The 18,968-nt window shown below is 65.1% G+C and carries 20 protein-coding genes and 2 pseudogenes; 13 read left to right on the top strand and 9 right to left on the bottom strand.

The window, feature by feature from the left end; all coding sequences use genetic code 11:
• The first annotated feature begins 95 nt into the window (after positions 1-95).
• Positions 96-974 carry an FAD:protein FMN transferase gene (locus HHL13_RS21295; protein ID WP_169557985.1) on the top strand — a complete coding sequence of 293 codons (879 nt, stop codon included), beginning with the start codon at positions 96-98 and terminating at the stop codon, positions 972-974.
• Positions 975-1,009: 35 nt separating this feature from the next.
• Here HHL13_RS21295 and HHL13_RS21290 read toward each other — a convergent pair whose 3' ends face one another.
• The 6 genes from HHL13_RS21290 to cobT all read right to left on the bottom strand — a co-directional run bounded on the left by HHL13_RS21290 (position 1,010) and on the right by cobT (position 9,755).
• Positions 1,010-1,693 (bottom strand): Fe2+-dependent dioxygenase, encoded by a 684-nt coding sequence (locus HHL13_RS21290; RefSeq protein ID WP_169557984.1) that lies wholly within the window; start codon positions 1,691-1,693, stop codon positions 1,010-1,012.
• A complete protein-coding gene (locus HHL13_RS21285) occupies positions 1,690-2,400 on the bottom strand; it encodes a tetratricopeptide repeat protein (protein WP_169557983.1) in 711 nt (236 codons plus the stop codon). Before HHL13_RS21285 ends, HHL13_RS21290 begins: the two co-directional genes overlap by 4 nt.
• A gap of 10 nt (positions 2,401-2,410) precedes the next feature.
• Positions 2,411-4,900, bottom strand: coding sequence for a TonB-dependent receptor (locus HHL13_RS21280; protein ID WP_206377183.1), 2,490 nt, complete (start codon positions 4,898-4,900; stop codon positions 2,411-2,413).
• Between the two features lie 167 nt (positions 4,901-5,067).
• Positions 5,068-7,482, bottom strand: coding sequence for a TonB-dependent receptor (locus HHL13_RS21275; RefSeq protein ID WP_169557982.1), 2,415 nt, complete (start codon positions 7,480-7,482; stop codon positions 5,068-5,070).
• 178 nt (positions 7,483-7,660) lie between these two features.
• Positions 7,661-7,897, bottom strand: a complete 237-nt coding sequence (locus HHL13_RS21270; protein ID WP_346775630.1) for a ribbon-helix-helix domain-containing protein — start codon at positions 7,895-7,897, stop codon at positions 7,661-7,663.
• A gap of 28 nt (positions 7,898-7,925) precedes the next feature.
• Positions 7,926-9,755, bottom strand: a complete 1,830-nt coding sequence (gene cobT / locus HHL13_RS21265) for a cobaltochelatase subunit CobT (RefSeq protein WP_169557980.1) — start codon at positions 9,753-9,755, stop codon at positions 7,926-7,928.
• A 109-nt stretch (positions 9,756-9,864) separates the two neighbouring features.
• On the opposite strand from cobT, the gene HHL13_RS21260 reads away from it, so the two are divergent.
• Entirely contained in the window at positions 9,865-10,314 is a 450-nt protein-coding gene (locus HHL13_RS21260) for a hypothetical protein (RefSeq protein WP_169557979.1), read from the top strand.
• Between the two features lie 39 nt (positions 10,315-10,353).
• Here the strand turns inward: HHL13_RS21260 and HHL13_RS21255 are convergent, their stop codons facing one another.
• Complete coding sequence (locus HHL13_RS21255) at positions 10,354-11,244, bottom strand: hypothetical protein (protein ID WP_169557978.1); 891 nt, start codon at positions 11,242-11,244, stop codon at positions 10,354-10,356.
• Between the two features lie 120 nt (positions 11,245-11,364).
• Positions 11,365-12,369, bottom strand: coding sequence for a cobaltochelatase subunit CobS (cobS, locus tag HHL13_RS21250; protein WP_169557977.1), 1,005 nt, complete (start codon positions 12,367-12,369; stop codon positions 11,365-11,367).
• 162 nt (positions 12,370-12,531) lie between these two features.
• On the opposite strand from cobS, the gene HHL13_RS21245 reads away from it, so the two are divergent.
• Both HHL13_RS21245 and HHL13_RS21240 read left to right on the top strand, forming a co-directional pair.
• Positions 12,532-13,170 carry a hypothetical protein gene (locus tag HHL13_RS21245; protein ID WP_169557976.1) on the top strand — a complete coding sequence of 213 codons (639 nt, stop codon included), beginning with the start codon at positions 12,532-12,534 and terminating at the stop codon, positions 13,168-13,170.
• Between the two features lie 59 nt (positions 13,171-13,229).
• Positions 13,230-13,484 (top strand): annotated as a pseudogene (locus tag HHL13_RS21240) (GIY-YIG nuclease family protein).
• A gap of 50 nt (positions 13,485-13,534) precedes the next feature.
• On the opposite strand, the gene HHL13_RS21235 reads toward HHL13_RS21240, so the two are convergent.
• Complete coding sequence (locus tag HHL13_RS21235; protein WP_346775624.1) at positions 13,535-14,212, bottom strand: helix-turn-helix domain-containing protein; 678 nt, start codon at positions 14,210-14,212, stop codon at positions 13,535-13,537.
• Positions 14,213-14,324: 112 nt separating this feature from the next.
• Between HHL13_RS21235 and HHL13_RS21230 the strand changes: the two genes are divergently transcribed.
• The 9 genes and pseudogenes from HHL13_RS21230 (at position 14,325) to HHL13_RS21195 (ending at position 18,964) form a co-directional block, all read left to right on the top strand.
• A complete protein-coding gene (locus tag HHL13_RS21230; protein WP_169557974.1) occupies positions 14,325-14,732 on the top strand; it encodes a VOC family protein in 408 nt (135 codons plus the stop codon).
• Positions 14,733-14,765: 33 nt separating this feature from the next.
• Positions 14,766-15,206 (top strand): VOC family protein, encoded by a 441-nt coding sequence (locus HHL13_RS21225; protein ID WP_169557973.1) that lies wholly within the window; start codon positions 14,766-14,768, stop codon positions 15,204-15,206.
• Between the two features lie 13 nt (positions 15,207-15,219).
• A complete protein-coding gene (locus tag HHL13_RS21220) occupies positions 15,220-15,450 on the top strand; it encodes a DUF4287 domain-containing protein (protein WP_169557972.1) in 231 nt (76 codons plus the stop codon).
• 37 nt (positions 15,451-15,487) lie between these two features.
• Positions 15,488-15,967 carry a VOC family protein gene (locus HHL13_RS21215; protein WP_169557971.1) on the top strand — a complete coding sequence of 160 codons (480 nt, stop codon included), beginning with the start codon at positions 15,488-15,490 and terminating at the stop codon, positions 15,965-15,967.
• Between the two features lie 5 nt (positions 15,968-15,972).
• Positions 15,973-16,626 carry a glutathione S-transferase family protein gene (locus HHL13_RS21210; RefSeq protein ID WP_169557970.1) on the top strand — a complete coding sequence of 218 codons (654 nt, stop codon included), beginning with the start codon at positions 15,973-15,975 and terminating at the stop codon, positions 16,624-16,626.
• 24 nt (positions 16,627-16,650) lie between these two features.
• Entirely contained in the window at positions 16,651-17,376 is a 726-nt protein-coding gene (locus HHL13_RS22875; RefSeq protein WP_169557969.1) for a DUF1428 domain-containing protein, read from the top strand.
• Between the two features lie 54 nt (positions 17,377-17,430).
• Positions 17,431-17,727 (top strand): annotated as a pseudogene (locus HHL13_RS22650) (DUF1428 domain-containing protein); the annotation flags it as partial.
• A gap of 42 nt (positions 17,728-17,769) precedes the next feature.
• On the top strand, positions 17,770-18,156 hold the full coding sequence (locus HHL13_RS22645; protein WP_346775629.1) for a DUF1428 domain-containing protein: 387 nt from the start codon (positions 17,770-17,772) through the stop codon (positions 18,154-18,156).
• A gap of 22 nt (positions 18,157-18,178) precedes the next feature.
• On the top strand, positions 18,179-18,964 hold the full coding sequence (locus tag HHL13_RS21195) for a VOC family protein (protein WP_169557967.1): 786 nt from the start codon (positions 18,179-18,181) through the stop codon (positions 18,962-18,964).
• The last annotated feature ends 4 nt before the right edge of the window (positions 18,965-18,968 follow it).

Below are 18,968 nucleotides of genomic sequence, written 5' to 3'. Positions count from 1 at the left end.
GCGGTCCCCGCCTCGCACTACCGAAATCATTGTCGCCGGCGGCCTTCCACCGCCGGCGCAGTGATTCTGACGTCTCGTCGTTCGGCGGCGAGACGATGGGTACCAGCTGGTCCGCTCGCATCGTCACCGCTCGCCCGGATACCGAAACCGGAATCCTCGCCGTGCTCGACCGCATCGTCGCGCGGATGAGCCATTGGGAGCCCGGCTCGGACCTGTGCCGCTTCAATCGCGCCGCGCCGGGTGCGTGGCAGCAGCTCGACCCGGCGCTTTCCCGCGTCCTCGGCGCGGGGCTTTCGGTCGCAGCGGCCAGCAATGGTGCCTTCGATCCCGCAATGGGGGCACTCGTCGATCTGTGGGGCTTCGGTCCGCCCGGCCCGCGCTCCGGCCTGCCGTCCGCAGCCGAGATCGCCGCCACGCGCGGCGGCAGCATCGAGCATGACCCGGCCCTGCTCCGCGCCCGCCGCACCGGCCCGGCCGCCCTCGACTTCTCGGGGATCGCCAAAGGCTATGCGGTGGACGCCATCGCCCGGTATCTGCGCGAGACCGGGCACGGCGACTTCCTCGTCGAAACGGGCGGGGAACTGCTCGGCGAAGGGGTGAAGCCGGATGGCCAGCCCTGGTGGGTCGATCTCGAGCCGGTCGCGGGCCTCGCGCCGATCCGCATCGCGCTCCACGGCCTCGCGGTCGCCACCTCGGGCGCGGGCCAGCGCAACTTCGTCGCCGACGGCCGCCGCTATTCGCACACCCTCGATCCGCGCACCGGCGGCCCGATCGCCAATGGCGTGGCGCAGGTGACGGTGATCCATGCCGAATGCATGTTCGCCGATGCCTGGGCGACGGCGCTGACCGTGCTGGGCGCGGACGCGCCGGCGGTGGCGGAGCGCGAGGGGTTGGCGATGCATATGGCCGTGCGCGATGGCGGCGCGATACGTGAGGTTATCTCCCCCGCGCTGGCGGAGATGCTGGCCCGATAAATTCCTCCCCGGAACGGAGAGGAATTTAGGAGGTCTCAGGCGTCCGCCCACCGCCGCAACAGATTGTGATACACGCCCGTAAGCTCGATCACGCTGCGATCGGTCCCGCCCAGCTCGCCCGTCAGCCGCTGCACCGACTGGTCGAGATCGAACAGGATGCGCCGCGCGCTGTCGTCGCGGATCATCGATTGCAGCCAGAAGAAACTCGCCACCCGCGCGCCGCGCGTCACCGGGGTCACATGGTGGAGGCTCGACGAAGGATAGAGCACCGCATGGCCTGCCGGCAGCTTCACCCGCTGCACGCCATAATGATCCTCCACCACCAGCTCGCCGCCATCGTAATTGGCCGGATCCTCGAGGAAGACCGTGATCGAAAGGTCGCTGCGGATACGGAAATCGGTGCCGCGCTGGATGCGGATCGCATTGTCGACATGCGTGCCGAAGGTCTGGCCCTCACCATAGCGGTTGAACAAGGGCGGGAAGACCTTGAGCGGCAGCGCCGCCGCGAAGAACAAAGGCGACTGACCCAGCGCGTTCAGGATGATCCCGCCCGCTTCTTTCGCTGCCGCGCTGCCCTCCGGCAATTGCTCGTTCTTCTTCGCCAGCGCCGACTGGTGGCCGGACGTGACATTGCCATCGACCCACTCGGCGGCGTCGATGATCGTACGCAGCCGCGCAACGGTTCCGGCGTCGAGCAGGTCGGGGATCGCGATCATCATGCCGTGGGTTCCTTCATCGCATCGGCCAGTTCCGCGACGCCGTTCGCCGCCAGCCATGCCTTCGCCTTGCCGACGAAAGCCGGCGTGGCCGTTTCCGCGCTGCGCGCCAGCCAGCGCCGCGCCGCCGCCCGGTCGCCCGCCGCGATCAGCATCCGCGCATGGTTGAACGCACCACGGAAGTCGCCGCCCTCGGCCGCCCGGGCATAGAATGCGGCGGCCTTCTTCACGTCGCGCGGCACCACCCAGCCATCCTCGTGGAAGCTGCCGACATGGTTGATCGCCTTGGCATTGCCCATCGCCGCAGCCTTTTCGAACCAGCCGAGCGCCGCCGCCTTGTCCTCGGTCAAACCCTCGCCCAGCGCCAGCGCGGTGCCGTAATTGTACATCGCCCAGTCGAGCCCGCGATCGGCGGCGATGCGGAAGCAATCCGCCGCGCGAGCCTTGTCGATGGCGACGCCCCAGCCAAGATCGTAGCAGCGCCCCAGCATGTTGAGTGCCATCAGGTGACCCTGCCGCGCGGCCTTCTCGAACCAGCCGAACCCCGCGGCCGCGTCGCCGGTGTCGAGCAGCATCTGCCCCAGCACCGCCTGCGCCTCCGCCACCCCGGCCTCGGCGCCTTCACGAATCAAAGCCGCCCGCGCCTCCGGCGAACCGGAGAGGCGGGCGGCGATGTCTTCGCGGGAGATCTGGTCGAAAGACTCGGTCATCCCTCTCGCACTAATACTTAAAGCTGATCGTGGCGAACGCCGAGCGGCCCGGCGCGATCGACGCATAGTGGGCGGTGTACGCCTGGTTGAAATACACTTCGTCGGTCACGTTGTTCACGTTGACGCTCAGCTCGACATTGTCGTTCACCTTGTAGGCGGCGCGCAGATCGAAGCGCCAATATGCCGGCACGGTGCGGACCAGAACCTTGGTCGCCGGGTTCACCGTCACAACGCCCGCACTCGTCTGCGTCGCGCTGCGGTTGTCCGAATAGCCGCCGAATACGCGGCTGGTGTAGAAGGCACCGCCGCCGATCGAGAAGCGGCTGGTCGGCTTGAACTCGGTCCACAGGGTGAAGCTGTGCTTCGCGGTCTGGGTCGCCTGACGGCCGGTATTGACCGAGGGGACCAGCGCGACGGTCGCCGGAGCCGCACCGTTCGCGGCCACCGTCAGCGCGGTGAAGCCGCCATCGACGATCTCGGCGTCGAGATAGGTGTAGCCGCCGAACACCGTCCACCAGCGGGTGACGTTGCCGTTGAAGTTCACCTCGACGCCGCGGATGCGACGCTGGCCGATGAATTCCACCGTGTTGTTCGGGCCGGTGACGCGGGCATTCTCGGTGTCGGTCTGGAAGACCGCGACGCCTGCTGCGAGCTGGTTGCCGAAGAAGTCGCCCTTCACGCCGAGCTCGTACGAGCGGGTCTTCTCGACCTTCAGCGAGTCGAGCAGCGCCAGCGCCGCTGCGGTGTTGGTGGTGCCCAGCGCGTTGCCTTCCTGACCTTCGCCGATCAGGCTGTTCGGCGGCGTCGCGGCAGTGGCGTAGCTGGCATAGACCGAGGTGTTCGAGGTCGGCTTGAACACCAGGCCCGCCTGCCAGTTGAAGATTTCGTCGGTGCGGCTGAGTTCGAAGGTGCTGGTCGCGGTCACCGCCTGACCCGGGATCACCGTGGATTCGAACCGGTCGAAGCGCGCGCCGAGATTGAGGATCAGCGACGGCATGATGGTGATCGAATCGAACGCATAGGCCGACACGGTGCTCGCCCGGTTCTCGGTCTCCTGGATCGGCTGAGTCTTGCCGATCACCACCGGGGTGGTCGAGGTGTCGCTGGCGTAGTTCACCCACGGATCGGCCGGGTTCGGATTGAACAGGCTGGTGCAGTTGTAGCGGCCGATCTGGGTCGCGTTGCAACGCGGCGAGACAGTCGATCCGGTCGCCAGCACAAAGGTGCCGCGACGCGCCTTTTCCGAGCTGGCTTCGACGCCGACCGAGAAGCTGTGCTTCACCGATCCGGTCGCGAAGCTGCCGAACAGGTCGGTCTGGTTGATCAGCCCCTCGACATAGCCGTAGCGGGTGTTGGCGCGGCGCCACACCAGCCCGCCCGCGGTCGCGCTCGTCGCGGCGTTGGTGCCATAGACGTTGCCCTGCTGATCGTCGGGCTGGGTCAGGATATAGGCCTGGTAATTGTGGCTGAAGCGCGTGGTGTTGCGCAGCGTCACGTCGCCGAAATCATGCTCGATCCGCATCGTCGCCTGATGCGTGTTCGCATCGCGATAGTCGCGATTCTCGAGGCCGTAGAAGGTCGAGCGATCCACCGTGCCGGTCGCGCCGCCGATGGTCGTGCCGCGGCCGATCAGCGGTTCGGAATAGATGGTGCCGGTGCCCGGCGCATTCCCGATCGTGTAGAAATAGGGGATGCCGGTGTCGGGAAGCTCATGGCTTTCCATGTAATAATAGGATGCGGTCAGCCGCGTGTCGGTGCCGAGGCCGACGATGATCGAGGGCGAGACGCCCCAGCGGCGGGAATAGATCGAATCGCGGCCCGCAACGTCCTGATCGTGCCACATGCCGGTGAGGCGGACGCCGACCGTGTCGGTGATGTTGTAGTTCACGTCGCCGGTGACGCGCTTGTAGTCGGCGGTGCCGGCGCTGCCCGTGGCGCGGACGAAATTGCCGGCGACGGGCAGCTTCGAGATGATGTTGATCGAACCGCCGGCGCTGCCACGGCCGCCCAGCGTCGAATCCGAACCGCGCACGATCTGGACCTGTTCGGTGGCGAACACTTCGCGGGTCTGCGCCGCGGGATCGCGCACGCCGTCCAGATAAGTGCTGCCCTGGCTGTCGAAGCCGCGGATGAAGGGACGGTCGCCGATCGGATTGCCGCCCTCGGCCGCGCCGAAAGTGATGCCCGGCACGGTGCGCAGCGCTTCCGCCAGCGAAGCCGAGCCGCTGCTCTGAATCACTTCCTCGGGCAGCACGACCACCGAGCGCGGCGTATCGACCACGCGCGCGGTCGCCTTGGGGCCGACCTGCTCGTTGTTGCGGGCGCCCTTGACGACGATCTGGTCCTTGTCCTGCCGCGCCGCATCCTGATCGTCCGAGGTGTCGGCCGGAACCCGATCGTCATTGACCGTCGCGTGCGCAGGGGCGGTCGCGATGAAGCCGACAGCGGCGATCGCGAGGAACGATGCCCCCTGGCGCGCGACGGAACTGGACTTTGACAACGGCTAACCCCTTTCGACTCGATACGGTCTTTATTGCGGGGGCAGCTATTGCGAAGCGTTCGCATAGTCAATGCTAGTGCGAGTGCGTCGCATTTTTGGAATTCTAGCGGGTTACGGAGCGGACAGCCTCGCTTGGGACCCAGGCCGTCCGCTCCTCCCCTTTCGGGTCAGAACCCGAAATTGATCGAAAGCACCGCGGCGCGACCATCGCCGGGGGTGGCCCAGCCATTGTTGCGGATGCGGGTGTAGTAGAGCTCGTCGGTGAAGTTCTTGATGTTGAGCTGTGCGCTCAGATGATCGTTGAACTTGAACGAGGCATAGGCGCTGTGGACCAGATAATCGTCCGAGCGATAGACGGTGGCCGAGGCCGCGGTCGGCAGGTTCAGCGCGAAGCTGCCCTGATAGGTCGCGCTGTAGCCGATCGTCAGGCCGAACGGAAACTCATAGGTGGTGAACAGGCTGCCCGAATGCTTCGGCGTGTTCTGCAGCTCCGCCCCGGCGCCCGGGTCGCGGTTGGCAAGCGTGTTGCCGCAGGCCGTGCTCGGATTGGCGAGACAGAAGTTCGACACCGACTGGACCAGTTCGGGCTTCAGATAGGTGTAGTTGGCGGTCACCGACCAGGCGGGGGTGATCTTGCCCACCACGCTGAACGCAACGCCGTCCACCCGCGAATGGCCGTCCAGCACCTGATCCGGGATCGTCGGGTCGTTCGACGGCACCTTGTAGCTGTCGCGCTCGTTGCGGAACGCGGCGAGGCTGATCAGCAGCCGGCCATTGGCGACTTCTGCCTTGGCGCCGACTTCGTAATTCTTCGCGCTTTCCGGACGCACGTTGCAGGTCGCGGCGGTGCAGGCGCCGTTGACCGCGCTCTGCGACGGGGTCTTCGCATTGCCATGCGCGACATAGAGGGTCACGGCCTCGACCGGCTTATAGACCAGCCCGACGCGGTAGGAGAACAGCTCCGCCTGGTTGCTCAGCGGCGTGCCGGTGACGACCGGTCCCTGCGCCACCGTGGTGGTCGCCGCCGGGGTCGAACTGTCGGTGCGATAGGTGCCCTTGTTCGATTCATAGCGGATGCCGCCGTTGATCTCGAACTTGCCGAACTTCATCGCGTCGAACGCATAGACCGCATAGTTGGTGACTTCGCCCTGCTGGCGGCCGCTTTCGATATAGTTCAGCGGGCCGCTATAGACGTTGCTGCCATAGGTGAAGCCGGCGGGGCCGGTGACGACCTCGTTCGGGTTGGCGATGTTCACCAGCGGGAACGAGTTGAATGCCGCGGTCCGGTTGGCGTTGCGATAGATGTTGCCGGTCGAGAGGAAATACTTCTCCCAGCCTGCCGAGCCGCCGACGACCAGCGTGTGCTCGACCGCGCCGGTGTTGAACACCGCGCGGAAGTCGAGCTGGTCGTACATCAGCTCGTTGGTCGAATCGCGCACGTTCCCGCGCGGGCCGCCGATCAGGTAATAGCCGGCCGGCAGCGTCACCGACGCACCGTTATAGGTCGCGGTGCACAAGGCGCCGGTCGGCGTGCGGCCATTGGCGAGGCAGTAGGTGCCCTGCGGCGGGCCGACGATCGTCAGCTGCTCGACATTCTGCCAGCGGGCGAGATTGCGGATCGAGACATTGTCGCTGATCTCATGCTCGAAGGTGATCGTCGCCTGATCGACGGTGATCTCCTGCGTATCGACGTTGCGGTATCCGAAATAGTCGCTGCGATCGACGCCGGTCAGCGCGCCGGTGCTCACCCCGTTGTTGTAATAGGGCACCCCGTATTGCGGGATGTTGTCGTCTTCCTGATGGACATATTGGAAGATCAGGCGGGTCGGACCATCGACGCCGATCGTTGCCGACGGCGCGACGCCCCAGCGCTTGTAATTCTCGACGTCGCGGCCCGGAACGTCGTTCTGGTGAACCATCGCGTTGAGGCGAAGCGCGATCAGATCGCTGGCGCGCCAGTTGAGGTCCACGGTGCCGCGATAATATTCGTCGGTGCCGATACCTGCGGTCACTACACCGCCGGTCTCCGCCTTGGGCCGCTTGGTCACGATGTTGATCGAGCCGCCGACCGAACCCGAACCGCCCTGCACCGAATTGGCGCCGTTGACGATTTCGAGCTGCTCGAGGTTGAACGAGTCCGAGCGGTTATACGCCGCGCTGTCGCGCACGCCGTCCTGGGTGATGTCGCTGCCGGCCGAATAGCCGCGCAGGTTGATCGAATCCGCCGGCGGGCTGCCGCCCTCGGCCGCGCCGAAGGTGATGCCGGGAACGGTCGACAGCATGTCGCGCAGCGTCAGCAGGTTCTGCTGCTCGATCGTCTCGCCGCTGATGACCGTGACGGTCTGCGGCGTATCGCGCACGGTGCGGGTCGCCTTGGGGCTGGCCTGAGCCGGCTGGGCCTTGGCGCCCTTCACGACGATCTGCTCGCGATCCTGCTTCGGTGCGTCCTGATCCTCGTCCGCGAGCACCACCGGATCATCGGCGGTGAAGGCCTGCGCGGCCGGAGCCGTGGCGATGAAACCGACACAGGCAAGCGCGAGGAACGACGCGCCCGAGCGCGCGGCGGAGTTGGATTTGGTCAAGCTACTGCCCCTTTTTTTGACTCAACGATCGAATGCCGTTGCGGGCCAGCTATTGAGAGTCATTCGCAGTGTCAACGCTAATGCGATTCTTTCGCATCATTGTCGCAAAATATACCGGATTGTCGTAATGCGTATCGGGCGTGCAAATGCGTTGTCCGCGCGGCACTAGCGGGATTTTCTAGAGGCTTATCAGCCAGCTACGGATCGCGCTCGCCAGGTTGGGCGGCTCCTCCGCCCCGATCCGCGCATGATCGATCAGCGCCACCAAGGCGCTCAGCGGCAAACCACGCTCGACCGCCGCGGCTTCGAGCGCTTCCCAGAAGATGGGTTCGAGACTGATCGATGTCTGGTGCCCGGCGATCGTCACCGATCGCTTGACCGGTCCGGCAAAGCCGCCCGGCGGCGGAACGATCACCACCGATCCGCTCGCGGACCGGCCATCGTCATTCGCTGTCGAACAAGGCGGCGAGCTGCTCGATCATCGTACCGGCCAGCTGTTCGGCATCCATGATCGTCACGGCTTTCTGGTAATAGCGGGTCACGTCGTGTCCGATGCCGATCGCGGTCAGCTCGACCGGCGATCTCGTCTCGATCCACGCGATCACCTGCCGCAGGTGCCGCTCCAGATAGCTGCCCGAATTGACCGACAGGGTGGAGTCATCCACCGGCGCGCCGTCGGAGATCACCATCAGCACCTTGCGGTCCTCGGGCCGCGCGATGATCCGGTTGTGCGCCCAAAGCAGCGCCTCGCCGTCGATATTCTCCTTGAGCAGCCCTTCGCGCATCATCAGCCCGAGCGACTTCTTCGCGCGGCGCCACGGCTCGTCAGCCTGCTTGTAAACGATGTGGCGCACGTCGTTGAGGCGGCCCGGCTGCGCGGGGCGGCCATCGGCCAGCCATTTCTCGCGCGCCTGTCCGCCCTTCCACGCGCGGGTGGTGAAGCCGAGAATCTCGGTCTTCACCCCGACGCGCTCCAGCGTACGGGCGAGGATGTCCGCGCTGATCGCCGCGATGCTGATCGGCCGCCCGCGCATCGACCCCGAATTGTCGATCAGGATCGTCACCACCGTGTCCTTGAACTCGGTGTCGCGCTCGCGCTTGTAGCTGAGCGACAGCATCGGATTGACCACCACGCGCGCCAGCCGCGCCGCGTCGAGGATGCCTTCCTCCTGATCGAAGTCCCAGCTGCGGTTCTGCTGCGCCATCAGCCGCCGCTGCAGCCGGTTGGCGAGCTTGGTCACCACGCCCTGGAGGTGCACCAGCTGCTGGTCGAGATAGGAACGCAGCCGGTCGAGTTCCTCGGAATCGCACAGCTCGGTCGCCGCGATCTCTTCGTCGAACTGGCGGGTATAGGGCTTGTACTCGAATTGCGGCGGCAGATCGGACCAGGGCCGGTTGGGCCGCACGGGAAGCATCCCGTCCTCGCCCTCATCGCCTTCGGCGCCCTCGCCGTCGTCCATCGCTTCGGACTGGTCTTCCTGGCCCTGCTGGTCGGCATCGTCGCCTTCGCGCTGCTCGCCGCGCGCCTCGACATCGCCTTCGCCCTGCTGCGCTTCGGACTCGCCCTGATCGTCGCCGCTGTCGTCCTGATCCTCGGTGCCTTCGTCCTCGCCGCCGCCTTCGTCGCTCTCGTCGGGGATCATGTCCCCTTCGACCAGTTCGAGATCCTGCAACAGCCGCGTGGTCAGCGTGGCGAAGGCCTGCTGGTCGTCGATCGCAAGGCTCAGCGCGTCGAGATCGCTGCCGGCCTTCTCCTCGATCCAGTCGCGCACCAGCGCCATGCCCATCGCCGCATTGGCCGGCGCTTCACGCCCGGTCAGCCGCTCGCGCACCATCAGCCCGATCGCGGTCGACAGCGGCACTTCGTCCTTGCCCCGCGCCCGGCTGATCGGATCCGAGCGCAGCTTCATCTCGAGGCTGTGCTCCAGATTGGCCGCGATGCCCGCATAGCCCTTCGATCCCAGCGCCTCGACCCGCGCCGTTTCCACCGCATCGAACACCGCCCGCGCCACCGCCTCGCGCGGCGCGATGCGGTTGTGCAGCGCGCCATCGTGCAGCTTAAGCCGCAGTGCGAACCCGTCGGCAAAGCCGCGCGCCTCCGCCACCTGATCGGCGGGCAGACTGCGCGAAGGCATCGGCACCTTGATGCTCTTGCCGTTCTGCAACGGGGCATCGGCGGTGAAGGCCAGCTCGACCTCGGCATTATCGGCCAGCGCCCGGGCGGATCCGCCCAGCACGTTGCGCAGCTTTTCGAGAGGAGAGTCGGCGGCCATCGCCGCGCAAATGGGGGAGAGCGCCCCCGTGATGCAAGTCCTAAAGGGTTCGGGGCTTGCGCGCGCTGCCTCCGATGATGCACCGGCCGCTTCGCGAAGGGGAGTGGCGATGCGTTTCTGGAAGAAGCCGTGGTGGAAGAAGCTGAAAAACCGGCTCGCCCCGGAATGGCCCGGCTGGGGCCGGATGACCGAGAGCGAGTATCGCGCGAATCATAGCGGCCTCGGCATCTTCTTCGGTGCCGTACTCGGCTTCGTGATGGCCGGCACCGAGACGCTGAGCCAGCGCGACTTCGCGATGACCCTGTTCTTCACCGCGACGGTGGTGATCACCCTGCTCTATGTCAGCGCCAGCCCGAACCGGTTCGCCTATGCGCTGATGGCCGCAGTCCTGATCGGTTTCTTTCCGCGCATTCTGCGCCTGATGCTGACCGAAAACGCGACGATCCCGCCCAATATCCAGCCCACCCTCGCCGTCTGGCTGGGGATCGCGCTGCTGGTCGAAATCCTCCCGCGCGAGAAGCCGGGCGATACCCGTTTCACCGCGCGGGACGACGATTAGCACAGCCGCGCAGCCGCGCACGCGGGAACAGCGCTTTGGTCAGATATAGATTGTGATCGGGCCGACATAGCGATTGACGAGGCCATAATCGAACGCCTGCGTCCCCGCGTTGCTGTCATAGCGGATTTTCACGCCGCCCTCACCCGGCCCGGTCACTGACAATATCGTGTTCCCCAGCGCGAAGCGATACGGCTTGCCGGTATCGAAACCGGTCTTCTGGCTGATCTTCCTGCCGCCGACGCGAATCCAGGCGAGATCGACCAGACTATCGCGCATCGTCAGGGACGCCATGAGTCGGTGCCCGGCGTTTGGATTCTTGTTCGTATAATAGATCCTGAGTTCGTACCCCTTGCCCAGATCGACCTCCCGGTGCGGCTGGTAGCGCACCGGGTCGATCGGCGTCATTCGCCAGTCCGCGGGCGTGATCGTGCCGATCAGGAAGGCATGGTCGAAAGTACCGTCCGCCTCGCCATCGACAAGGCACAGGCGCGTCCGGAGATTGTATCGCCAGCGATTGTTGATGAGCCGCGACGGCGCAGTCTTCATCCGATCCAGTTCCTCGCGATGGCAATATACCTTCGCGCCTCGCGGGAGGTCGCCCCCGGCGGCCTCCGCCGCCAGCAGCGGATCGCTGGGACCCAGATAATAGTCGAGGCCCGAAACACTGACCCTGAGCCACGACTTCAGCAGCGCACCATGGTCGATGCCGATACGCCCGGAAAAGATGTTGTCGCCGCGGCGCACCACACGCTCCGTACCAGGCTGGGGAGCATCGTACGGGATGACCGCCAGTCCGCTGACCTTCGCGGTGAACGCAGTAAGCGGCACAGGCGCCGGCGCGGCGCCAGACAGCAGCGACGCCGAGACAATCCCCGTCGCCACGACGATGCCGCCGGCGACTATAGGCCGCGATTTTAAAACTTCGCTCATCCGGTCCCCCACGGTCAATCGACGCTAGCGGGGGGGGGACGGAAGCGAAACAATCCGTCCCGCCCATTCGGCTACCTGGCGGTGGCGGCCCACCTCCAGGCCGCCATCGCAGTCGTGATGTCAGGCCTTGGCGACCACGCTCTCGGGCAGGTCGGTCCCGAATACGCGCTGGTAATATTCCGCTACCTGCGCCCGCTCGGCTTCATCGCACTTGTTGAGGAACGACAGGCGGAACGCGAAGCCGACGTCGCCGAAGATCAGCGCGTTCTGCGCCCAGGTGATGACGGTGCGCGGGCTCATCACGGTCGAGATGTCGCCGTTGATGAAGCCCTTGCGGGTCAGGTCGGCCACGCGGACCATGTTCTCGACCACCTGCTTGCCATCGGGCTTGTCGTATTCGCCCGACTTGGCGAGCACGATCTGCGCTTCCACCGCAGCGGGCAGATAGTTCAGCGTGACCACGATGTTCCAGCGGTCCATCTGGCCCTGATTGATCTGCTGGGTGCCGTGATACAGGCCGCTGGTGTCGCCCAGGCCCACCGTGTTTGCGGTGGCGAAAAGACGGAAATAGGGGTTCGGGCGGATCACGCGGTTCTGGTCGAGCAGCGTCAGCTTGCCTTCGGTCTCCAGCACGCGCTGGATCACGAACATCACGTCCGGGCGGCCGGCGTCATATTCGTCGAACACCAGAGCCGTCGGCGTCTGCAGCGCCCAGGGCAGCAGGCCTTCCTTGAACTCGGTGATCTGCTTGCCGTCCTTCAGGACGATCGCGTCGCGGCCGATCAGGTCGATACGGCTGATATGCGCGTCGAGATTGATGCGGATGCACGGCCAGTTCAGCCGCGCGGCCACCTGCTCGATATGAGTCGATTTGCCGGTGCCGTGATAGCCCTGCACCATCACGCGGCGATTGTGCGCAAAGCCCGCCAGGATCGCCAGCGTGGTGTCGGCATCGAACACATAGGCCGGATCGAGATCGGGCACGCGTTCGTCGGCCACGCTGAACGCGGGCACCTCCATGTCGATATCGAGGCCGAAGACGTCGCGCACCTTCACCATCTTGTCGGGCGCTTCGAGGATCGTCGTCGTGCGGCTGTCAGGCAAGGTGTTCGGGATATCGGCCATTTTCGTCTCGGTTCCTGTCCGTCCGCTGGCGGACTCGGAAGGCGAGGTAGAGACTTGCCCGCGCCACCGCAACGCCAAAGGCTTCCCTTCACAAGTCATTCGTGACACCTTGACGTCATGTCGACTGAGTCCCCGCAAGGGGCGCGGCAAAAGGGGAAAGCCATGCTCGGAAGATTCGCGCCGATTGCCGCGCTGTTGCTCCTTGGCGGCTGCTGGGGCCCGGCCCCCGCCCCGAAGCCGACTCCCACACCCAGCCCGACCGCAACGCCGGCGGTGCCTTTTTCGGGCGACCAGACCTTTTCCTGTTCCGACCGGCTGGCTCAGGCGGAATGGATGGTGTGCGGCAACCGGATGCTGATGGACCTCGATCACCAGCTCGCCATGCAATGGACCAACGCCGCGCGCGGCGCATCGCAGTCGCGACTCGACGTGCAGGAGGAAGATCGCTTCGCGTTCGAGGACCGGCGCAACGATTGCCGCGAGGTGAAGTGCATCGCCGCGGTCTATCGCTCCGAACTGCGCGGCGGCGGCACCATCCTCCCGCCGGTTCCCGTGGATCGGCCCAAGCCGGTCGTCCGCACCGTGGTGAAGAAGGTCTATGTGAAGCCGCGCAAGCCGCGCCACCCGATGTACAACAATCGCGACACGCACCCGAACGACAATCGCGACAGCTGCGCGCTGGTCATCGGCCTGCCCCGCGCCGAACGCCTCGCCGCCGCCTGCGCGCGCGGCTCGGGCGGACGCGGCCAGTGCAGCGTGCTGAGCAGCTGCGAGGAACTGCGGGCCGGCCGGCGGAGCTGACTTCCTCCCTCCGTCACCCCGGCCTTGTGCCGGGGTCCACCAGGCGGCGAGTCCCGGATATGAGACGAGAGCGGCTACCTTGCGTCTATGTTCTGACGAGCCGCCGCAGACGAGCCGCCGCAACGGAACCTTCTACACCGGTGCGACATCTGACCTGGTGAGACGGATATACCAGCATCGCGAAGGTATCACGGGCGGGTTCACGTCCGAGCATCGGGTGCTGATGCTTGTCTATTTCGAAGCTAAATCTGATCGAGCGCGATAATCCGGACTGGCGCGATCTGGCTGTGGCGCTGGGTTTCCGCCCCTGTTGAGAAATCAGGATGGATGAAAGGTAGACCCCGGCACAAGGCGGGGGTGACGTTCAGCCCGTCTTCGCCGGCAACGGAAACCAGGTCACGAACCGCTCGGCCAGCGCGCGGTCGCCGCGCAGCGTCAGCACGCCTGCACCCTCGGCATCCGAAATCGGCCGCCCGCCATACACCACCGAAGCGAGACTCATCGGGTCGCTGTCGAACACCAGATCGGCATCGTCGGTCCCGGCGCGCCGGATCTCGATCCAGCCCTTCGCGATCCGCGCAAGGAAGCTCTCCGGCCCGAAGATGAAGCCGACCGTCGCTTCCTCGCTGCCCACGCGATCCGCTGCGATCATCGTGCGGAAAGACGTCATCAGCGATGCGGCCGACAGCGGCAGCGTCGGATCGTGCAGCGGCGACCGCGCGGCCCAGCGGCCCAGCTCGCGGATCGCGATCTCGCTTTCATAGCCCCACGGCGTCAGTTCGTAGATCTGAACCGAAGCCGGCGGCGGCAGCTTCTTGCGGACAAGGATACCCGAAGCTTCCATCCCCTCCAGCCGCTGGGTCAGGATATTGGCGCTGATCCCGCTCAGATTGGCCTTCAATTCGCTGAATCGCCGCCCGCCATACATCAACTCGCGAACGATCAGCAGCGACCAGCGTTCGCCCACCAGCTCCAGCGCCAGCGCGGTTCCGCACGCATCGTCATACCAGCGATTGCGGCCCGGCTTTTCCGTTTGAGTCACTTTTTTTAACTTCATGGTTGTTTTTTGTAACTCATGAGAGCAGACAGATCAAGCAAGTGATTCGCACCCCGGCAAAAGCTGAGGTTTAAGCGATCCTCGACAGGAGATTTGGATGACCAGGAAGCTCTTCATCAGCCTGCCCGTTTCGAACGTCGCCGCGTCGGTCGCCTTCTATGAAGCGATCGGCATGACGCAGGACCCGGCCTTTCCCAGCAGCGAGAATGGCGCCGCGATGAACTGGGGCGACGCCGTCAGCTTCATGCTGGTCAGCCACGATGCCTTTCGTGGCATCACGTCGAAGGCCATCGCCGACACGCATGCGGTCACCGCCAATCTGTTCGCGCTGTCGATGGACAGCCGCGACGCGGTCGACGCCATCTTCAAGGCCGCGCTCGCCACCGGCGGACGCGAGGTCCACGGCGTCGAGGACGAAGGCTTCATGTACAGCGTCGGGTTCGAGGACCCGGACGGCCACGGCTTCGGCCCCTTCCATATGGACGCCACCGCGATCCCCGCCTGATCCACATCCGGTTCCCCCGACAGGAGAGACACAATGACCCAGATGATCTTCGTGAACCTGCCAGTTACCGACGTGGCCAAATCGACCGCCTTCTACGAAGCGATCGGCTGCACCAAGGACGAGCGCTTCAGCAACGAGATGGCATCCGCGATGCAGCTCAGCGACACGATCGTGTTCATGATCCTGGCGAAGGACTTCTTCCAGACCTTCACCCCGAAGGCGATCGCGGATTCGAGCGCGACCACCGAAGTGCTGATCTGCATCTCGCGCGACAGCCGAGACGCCGTCGACGCGATCGTCGAGAAGGCGGCGGCCGCGGGCGGCAAGGCCGACATTCGCGAGAAGCAGGATATGGGCTTCATGTACGGCCGCTCGTTCGAGGATCCGGACGGCCATATCTTCGAACCGATGTTCATGGACATGGAAGCCGCCATGTCGGCCTTTCCGGACGGCCCGGCGCACGAGCCGGCCTGAACGGGGAACTCCGATGTCCTTTCAGGCATATCTCACCAACATCGAAACCAGGACCGGCAAGCGCCCCGACGACTTCCGCGCATGGGCCGCCGCGAAAGGCTGGACCGCCGAAGGAAAGCTCGCCCCGGGCGTGAAGGCCGGCACGATAACCGACGCGCTGAAGGCCGAGTTCGAGCTGGGTCACGGGCATGCAATGGCGATCTACGCGCTGCTTAAGGGAATGAAGAAGGAAGGCGACGCCTGAACGGAATCGCTTTGGGGCCATCCAGGGAGAGACTGACATGACCGACAAGATCACAACCGTCCTTTGGTTCGACGGCGCGGGCAAGGAAGCCGCCGAATTCTATTGTTCGCTGTTGCCCGACAGCCGCATCGATAAGGTGATCGCATCGCCTTCGGACAATCCCAGCATGAAGGAAGGCGGCGAACTGGTCGTCGATTTCACGCTGGCCGGGCGCAGCTATTCCGCGCTTAATGGCGGGCCGAACTTCAAGCCCAATGAAAGCGTGTCCTTCATGATCGTCACCGAGGATCAGGAGGAAACCGACCGGCTGTGGAACGCGATCGTCGGCAATGGCGGACAGGAAAGCGCGTGCGGCTGGTGCAAGGACAAATGGGGCTTCAGCTGGCAGATCTCGCCGCGCATCCTGCTCGATCTGCTGACCGATCCCGATCACGCCCGCTCGAAGCGCGGCTTCGAAGCGATGATGACGATGAAGAAGATCGACATCGCCGCGATAGAAGCTGCGGCGAACGGATAAGCGCCATGACCATCGAGATCACCGGCTTCGACTGGGTCCCCGATTTCGCCAAAGGCTTTGTCCGCGATCTGCGGCCGCGCTGGGCGTGCGAGGAACTCGGCCTGCCCTATCGCATGCGCCTGTTGAGCGCGACCAGCCCACGCCCGGCGGACTATTTCGACGAGCAGCCCTGGGGTCAGGTGCCCGTGGTCAGGGATGGCGATATCGAGCTGTTCGAAAGCGGCGCGATCCTGCTCCATTTGGGCGAGCGCGACGAACGGCTGCTCCCGCGCGACCCGCAAGGCCGCGCCACCGCGATCTCATGGCTGTTCGCTGCCTATAACAGCGTCGAGCCGATGATGTTCGAGCTGGGCAACATCTCGATCTTCGCCGCGGATCAGGAATGGGCGAAGCTGCGCCGCCCAAGCCTGCTCGACTTCGCAGGCGGGCGACTCGATAAGCTGTCCGACGCGATCGAAGGGCGCGAATGGCTGGCCGGCAGCTTCAGCGTCGCCGATATCGCGATGGCCACGGTGCTGCGACTGGCTCAGGACACCGATCTTGTTTCAAGCCGACCCGTGCTGGCGGACTATCTCGCCCGTGCGCTGGCCCGCCCCGCCTTCCAGCGCGCGCTTGCCGCCCAGCTTGCCGATTTCAAACCAGAACCTCAGGCCGCCTGAATCGGCCGTATCAGGAGAGCGACCATGACCTATGTCGAAGGATTCCTCACCCCCGTCCCCACCGCCAACAAGGATGCGTATCTCAGGCACGCCCAGAGCGCGGTCGATCTGTTCAAGCGTCTTGGCGCGACTCGCTTCGTCGAGACCTGGGGCGACGACGTGCCCGACGGCAAGATCAACGACCTGAAGAAGTCGGTGAATCTCGAGGAGAACGAAACCGTCCTCTTCAGCTGGCTCGAATATCCCGACAAGGCTGCCCGCGATGCCGCCAATGCGAAGATGATGAGCGATCCGGCGATGGCCGACATGGGCAAGGACATGCCCTTCGACGGCAAGCGGATGATCTATGCCGGGTTCGAGTCGATCCTGGATACCGGCGCGGCGGAGAAGCCCGGCTATGTCGACGGCTATCTGATCCCGGTGCCGAAGGACAAGAAGGAAGCCTATCGCGAGATGGCCGAGAAGGTCTCCGTGCTCTTCAAGGAATTCGGTGCGCTCCGCGTCGTCGAAACCTGGGGCGACGACGTTACCGACGGCAAGGTCACCGATTACAACCGCGCGACGCTGAAGGAAGACAGCGAGGACGTCGTCTATTCCTGGGTCGAATGGCCCGACAAGGCCACCCGCGACGCCGGCTGGGAAAAGCTGATGGCCGACGAGCGGATGCAGAAGCAGGAAGAACCGGTGTTCGACGGCAAGCGCATGATGTGGGGCGGCTTCGCTCCGATCCTCGACGAGCGGCTGGCCTGAGCCCTTTCCTCCCCGGGGTTTGTCCCGGGGAGGGTCCAACCAAGGAATAGACCCATGACCTATGTCGAGGGATTCCTCCTCCCCGTCCCCACCGCCAACCGCGACGCTTTCGAGAAGCATGCCCGTTTGGGGCTGCCATTCTTCAGGAAGCATGGGGCCACCCGCGTCCTGGAGGCGTGGGGCGACGATGTGCCCGACGGCAGGATCAACGACCTCAAAAAGGCGGTCGATCTCAAGGACGGCGAGACCGTGGTGCTCAGCTGGTTCGAATATCCCGACAAGGCCGCCCGCGACGCGGCCAACGCGGGCATGAGGGCCGATGCTGAAATGGCCGAAGCGGGCAAGGACGCGCCCTTCGACGGGCAGCGGCTGATCATCGCGACCTTCGAAGCGATCGTCGAGACCGGCGGCCCCGCCACGCCCGGCTATGTCGACGGCTTCATCGTGCCCGTCCCTGCGGACAATAAGGAAGCCTATCGCGAGATGGCTGCCTTCGCCGCGCCGGTCTTCCAGGAATATGGCGCGCTGCGCGTCGTCGAGTGCTGGGGAGAGGACACGCCCGACGGCAAGGTGACCGATTACAACCGCGCGACGCTCAAGCAGCCGCAGGAGAAGGTGGTCTATTCGTGGATCGAATGGCCGGACAAGGCCACGCGGGACGCAGGCTGGGCCGGTGTGATGGCCGACGAGCGGATGAAGCCGCCCGAAACACCGCCGTTCGACGGCAAGCGGATGATGTGGGGCGGCTTCGTGCCGCTCGTGGACGAGACGTTCGGCTGAGCCGGGCAAAAGGAGAGGTGTGATGACCAACGCGCATGGAAGCTTCATCTGGTACGAACTGCTGACCGCAGACGCCAAGGCCGCCAAGGCATTCTACGACAGCGTCGTCGGCTGGAATATCGACGCCGAAGCGCCGCCGGGCGGCATGGACTACCGGATGATCAACGCGCATGACGGCCAGGCCGGCGGCGTGATGCAGCTCAATGCGGACATGATCGCGGGCCGCGCGAAGCCGGTATGGCTGGGCTATTTCGGCGTCGATGACGTCGACGCAAGCGTCGCGGCGATCGTCGCCGATGGCGGTACGGTCCATCTTCCGGCATTCGACATTCCCGGTGTCGGCCGCCTCGCGATGCTCACCGATCCGCAGGGCATTCCCTTCTATGTGATGCGCGGCGCCAGCCCCGAAAGCAGCACCGCCTATCAGCGCATGGGCTTCGGCCATGTCAGCTGGAACGAGCTGATGACTCCCGACGATGCCGCCGCCCTCGCCTTTTACGAAAAGCATCTCGGCATCACCAGGGTCGGCGAGATGCCGATGGGCGAGATGGGCACCTACAGCTTCATCGCCAATGGCGACAGCAACGGCGAAGCAGTCGGCGCGGTCATGCCGGTCCAGCCCAATACGCCGCCCGGCTGGGGCTTCTATTTCCGCGTGCCCGACATCACCGAAGCGCAGGCAAAGGTCGAAGCGGGCGGCGGCAAGGTCATCTGGGGTCCGCAGCAGGTGCCCGGCGGGGAATGGGTGATCAACATCGTCGATCCCGAAGGCGTGACCTGCGGCCTCGTCTCCCCCGCCAAATCCTGAGGAA

This window comes from Sphingomonas sp. G-3-2-10 (genome assembly GCF_012927115.1).
Classification (GTDB): domain Bacteria; phylum Pseudomonadota; class Alphaproteobacteria; order Sphingomonadales; family Sphingomonadaceae; genus Sphingomonas.
This window is presented reverse-complemented; position numbering and strand designations above follow the sequence as displayed.

What these genes read in the sequence shown, in the direction of transcription:
- HHL13_RS21220 (WP_169557972.1), top strand. Translation starts at nt 15,220, where the DNA reads ATGTCCTTTCAGGCATATCTCACCAACATCGAAACCAGGACCGGCAAG.
- HHL13_RS21245 (WP_169557976.1), top strand. Translation starts at nt 12,532, where the DNA reads ATGCTCGGAAGATTCGCGCCGATTGCCGCGCTGTTGCTCCTTGGCGGC.
- HHL13_RS21290 (WP_169557984.1), bottom strand. Translation starts at nt 1,693, where the DNA reads ATGATGATCGCGATCCCCGACCTGCTCGACGCCGGAACCGTTGCGCGG.
- HHL13_RS21285 (WP_169557983.1), bottom strand. Translation starts at nt 2,400, where the DNA reads ATGACCGAGTCTTTCGACCAGATCTCCCGCGAAGACATCGCCGCCCGC.
- HHL13_RS21210 (WP_169557970.1), top strand. Translation starts at nt 15,973, where the DNA reads ATGACCATCGAGATCACCGGCTTCGACTGGGTCCCCGATTTCGCCAAA.
- HHL13_RS22875 (WP_169557969.1), top strand. Translation starts at nt 16,651, where the DNA reads ATGACCTATGTCGAAGGATTCCTCACCCCCGTCCCCACCGCCAACAAG.
- HHL13_RS21230 (WP_169557974.1), top strand. Translation starts at nt 14,325, where the DNA reads ATGACCAGGAAGCTCTTCATCAGCCTGCCCGTTTCGAACGTCGCCGCG.
- cobT (WP_169557980.1), bottom strand. Translation starts at nt 9,755, where the DNA reads ATGGCCGCCGACTCTCCTCTCGAAAAGCTGCGCAACGTGCTGGGCGGA.
- cobS (WP_169557977.1), bottom strand. Translation starts at nt 12,369, where the DNA reads ATGGCCGATATCCCGAACACCTTGCCTGACAGCCGCACGACGACGATC.
- HHL13_RS21195 (WP_169557967.1), top strand. Translation starts at nt 18,179, where the DNA reads ATGACCAACGCGCATGGAAGCTTCATCTGGTACGAACTGCTGACCGCA.
- HHL13_RS21295 (WP_169557985.1), top strand. Translation starts at nt 96, where the DNA reads ATGGGTACCAGCTGGTCCGCTCGCATCGTCACCGCTCGCCCGGATACC.
- HHL13_RS21260 (WP_169557979.1), top strand. Translation starts at nt 9,865, where the DNA reads ATGCGTTTCTGGAAGAAGCCGTGGTGGAAGAAGCTGAAAAACCGGCTC.
- HHL13_RS21215 (WP_169557971.1), top strand. Translation starts at nt 15,488, where the DNA reads ATGACCGACAAGATCACAACCGTCCTTTGGTTCGACGGCGCGGGCAAG.
- HHL13_RS21255 (WP_169557978.1), bottom strand. Translation starts at nt 11,244, where the DNA reads ATGAGCGAAGTTTTAAAATCGCGGCCTATAGTCGCCGGCGGCATCGTC.
- HHL13_RS21225 (WP_169557973.1), top strand. Translation starts at nt 14,766, where the DNA reads ATGACCCAGATGATCTTCGTGAACCTGCCAGTTACCGACGTGGCCAAA.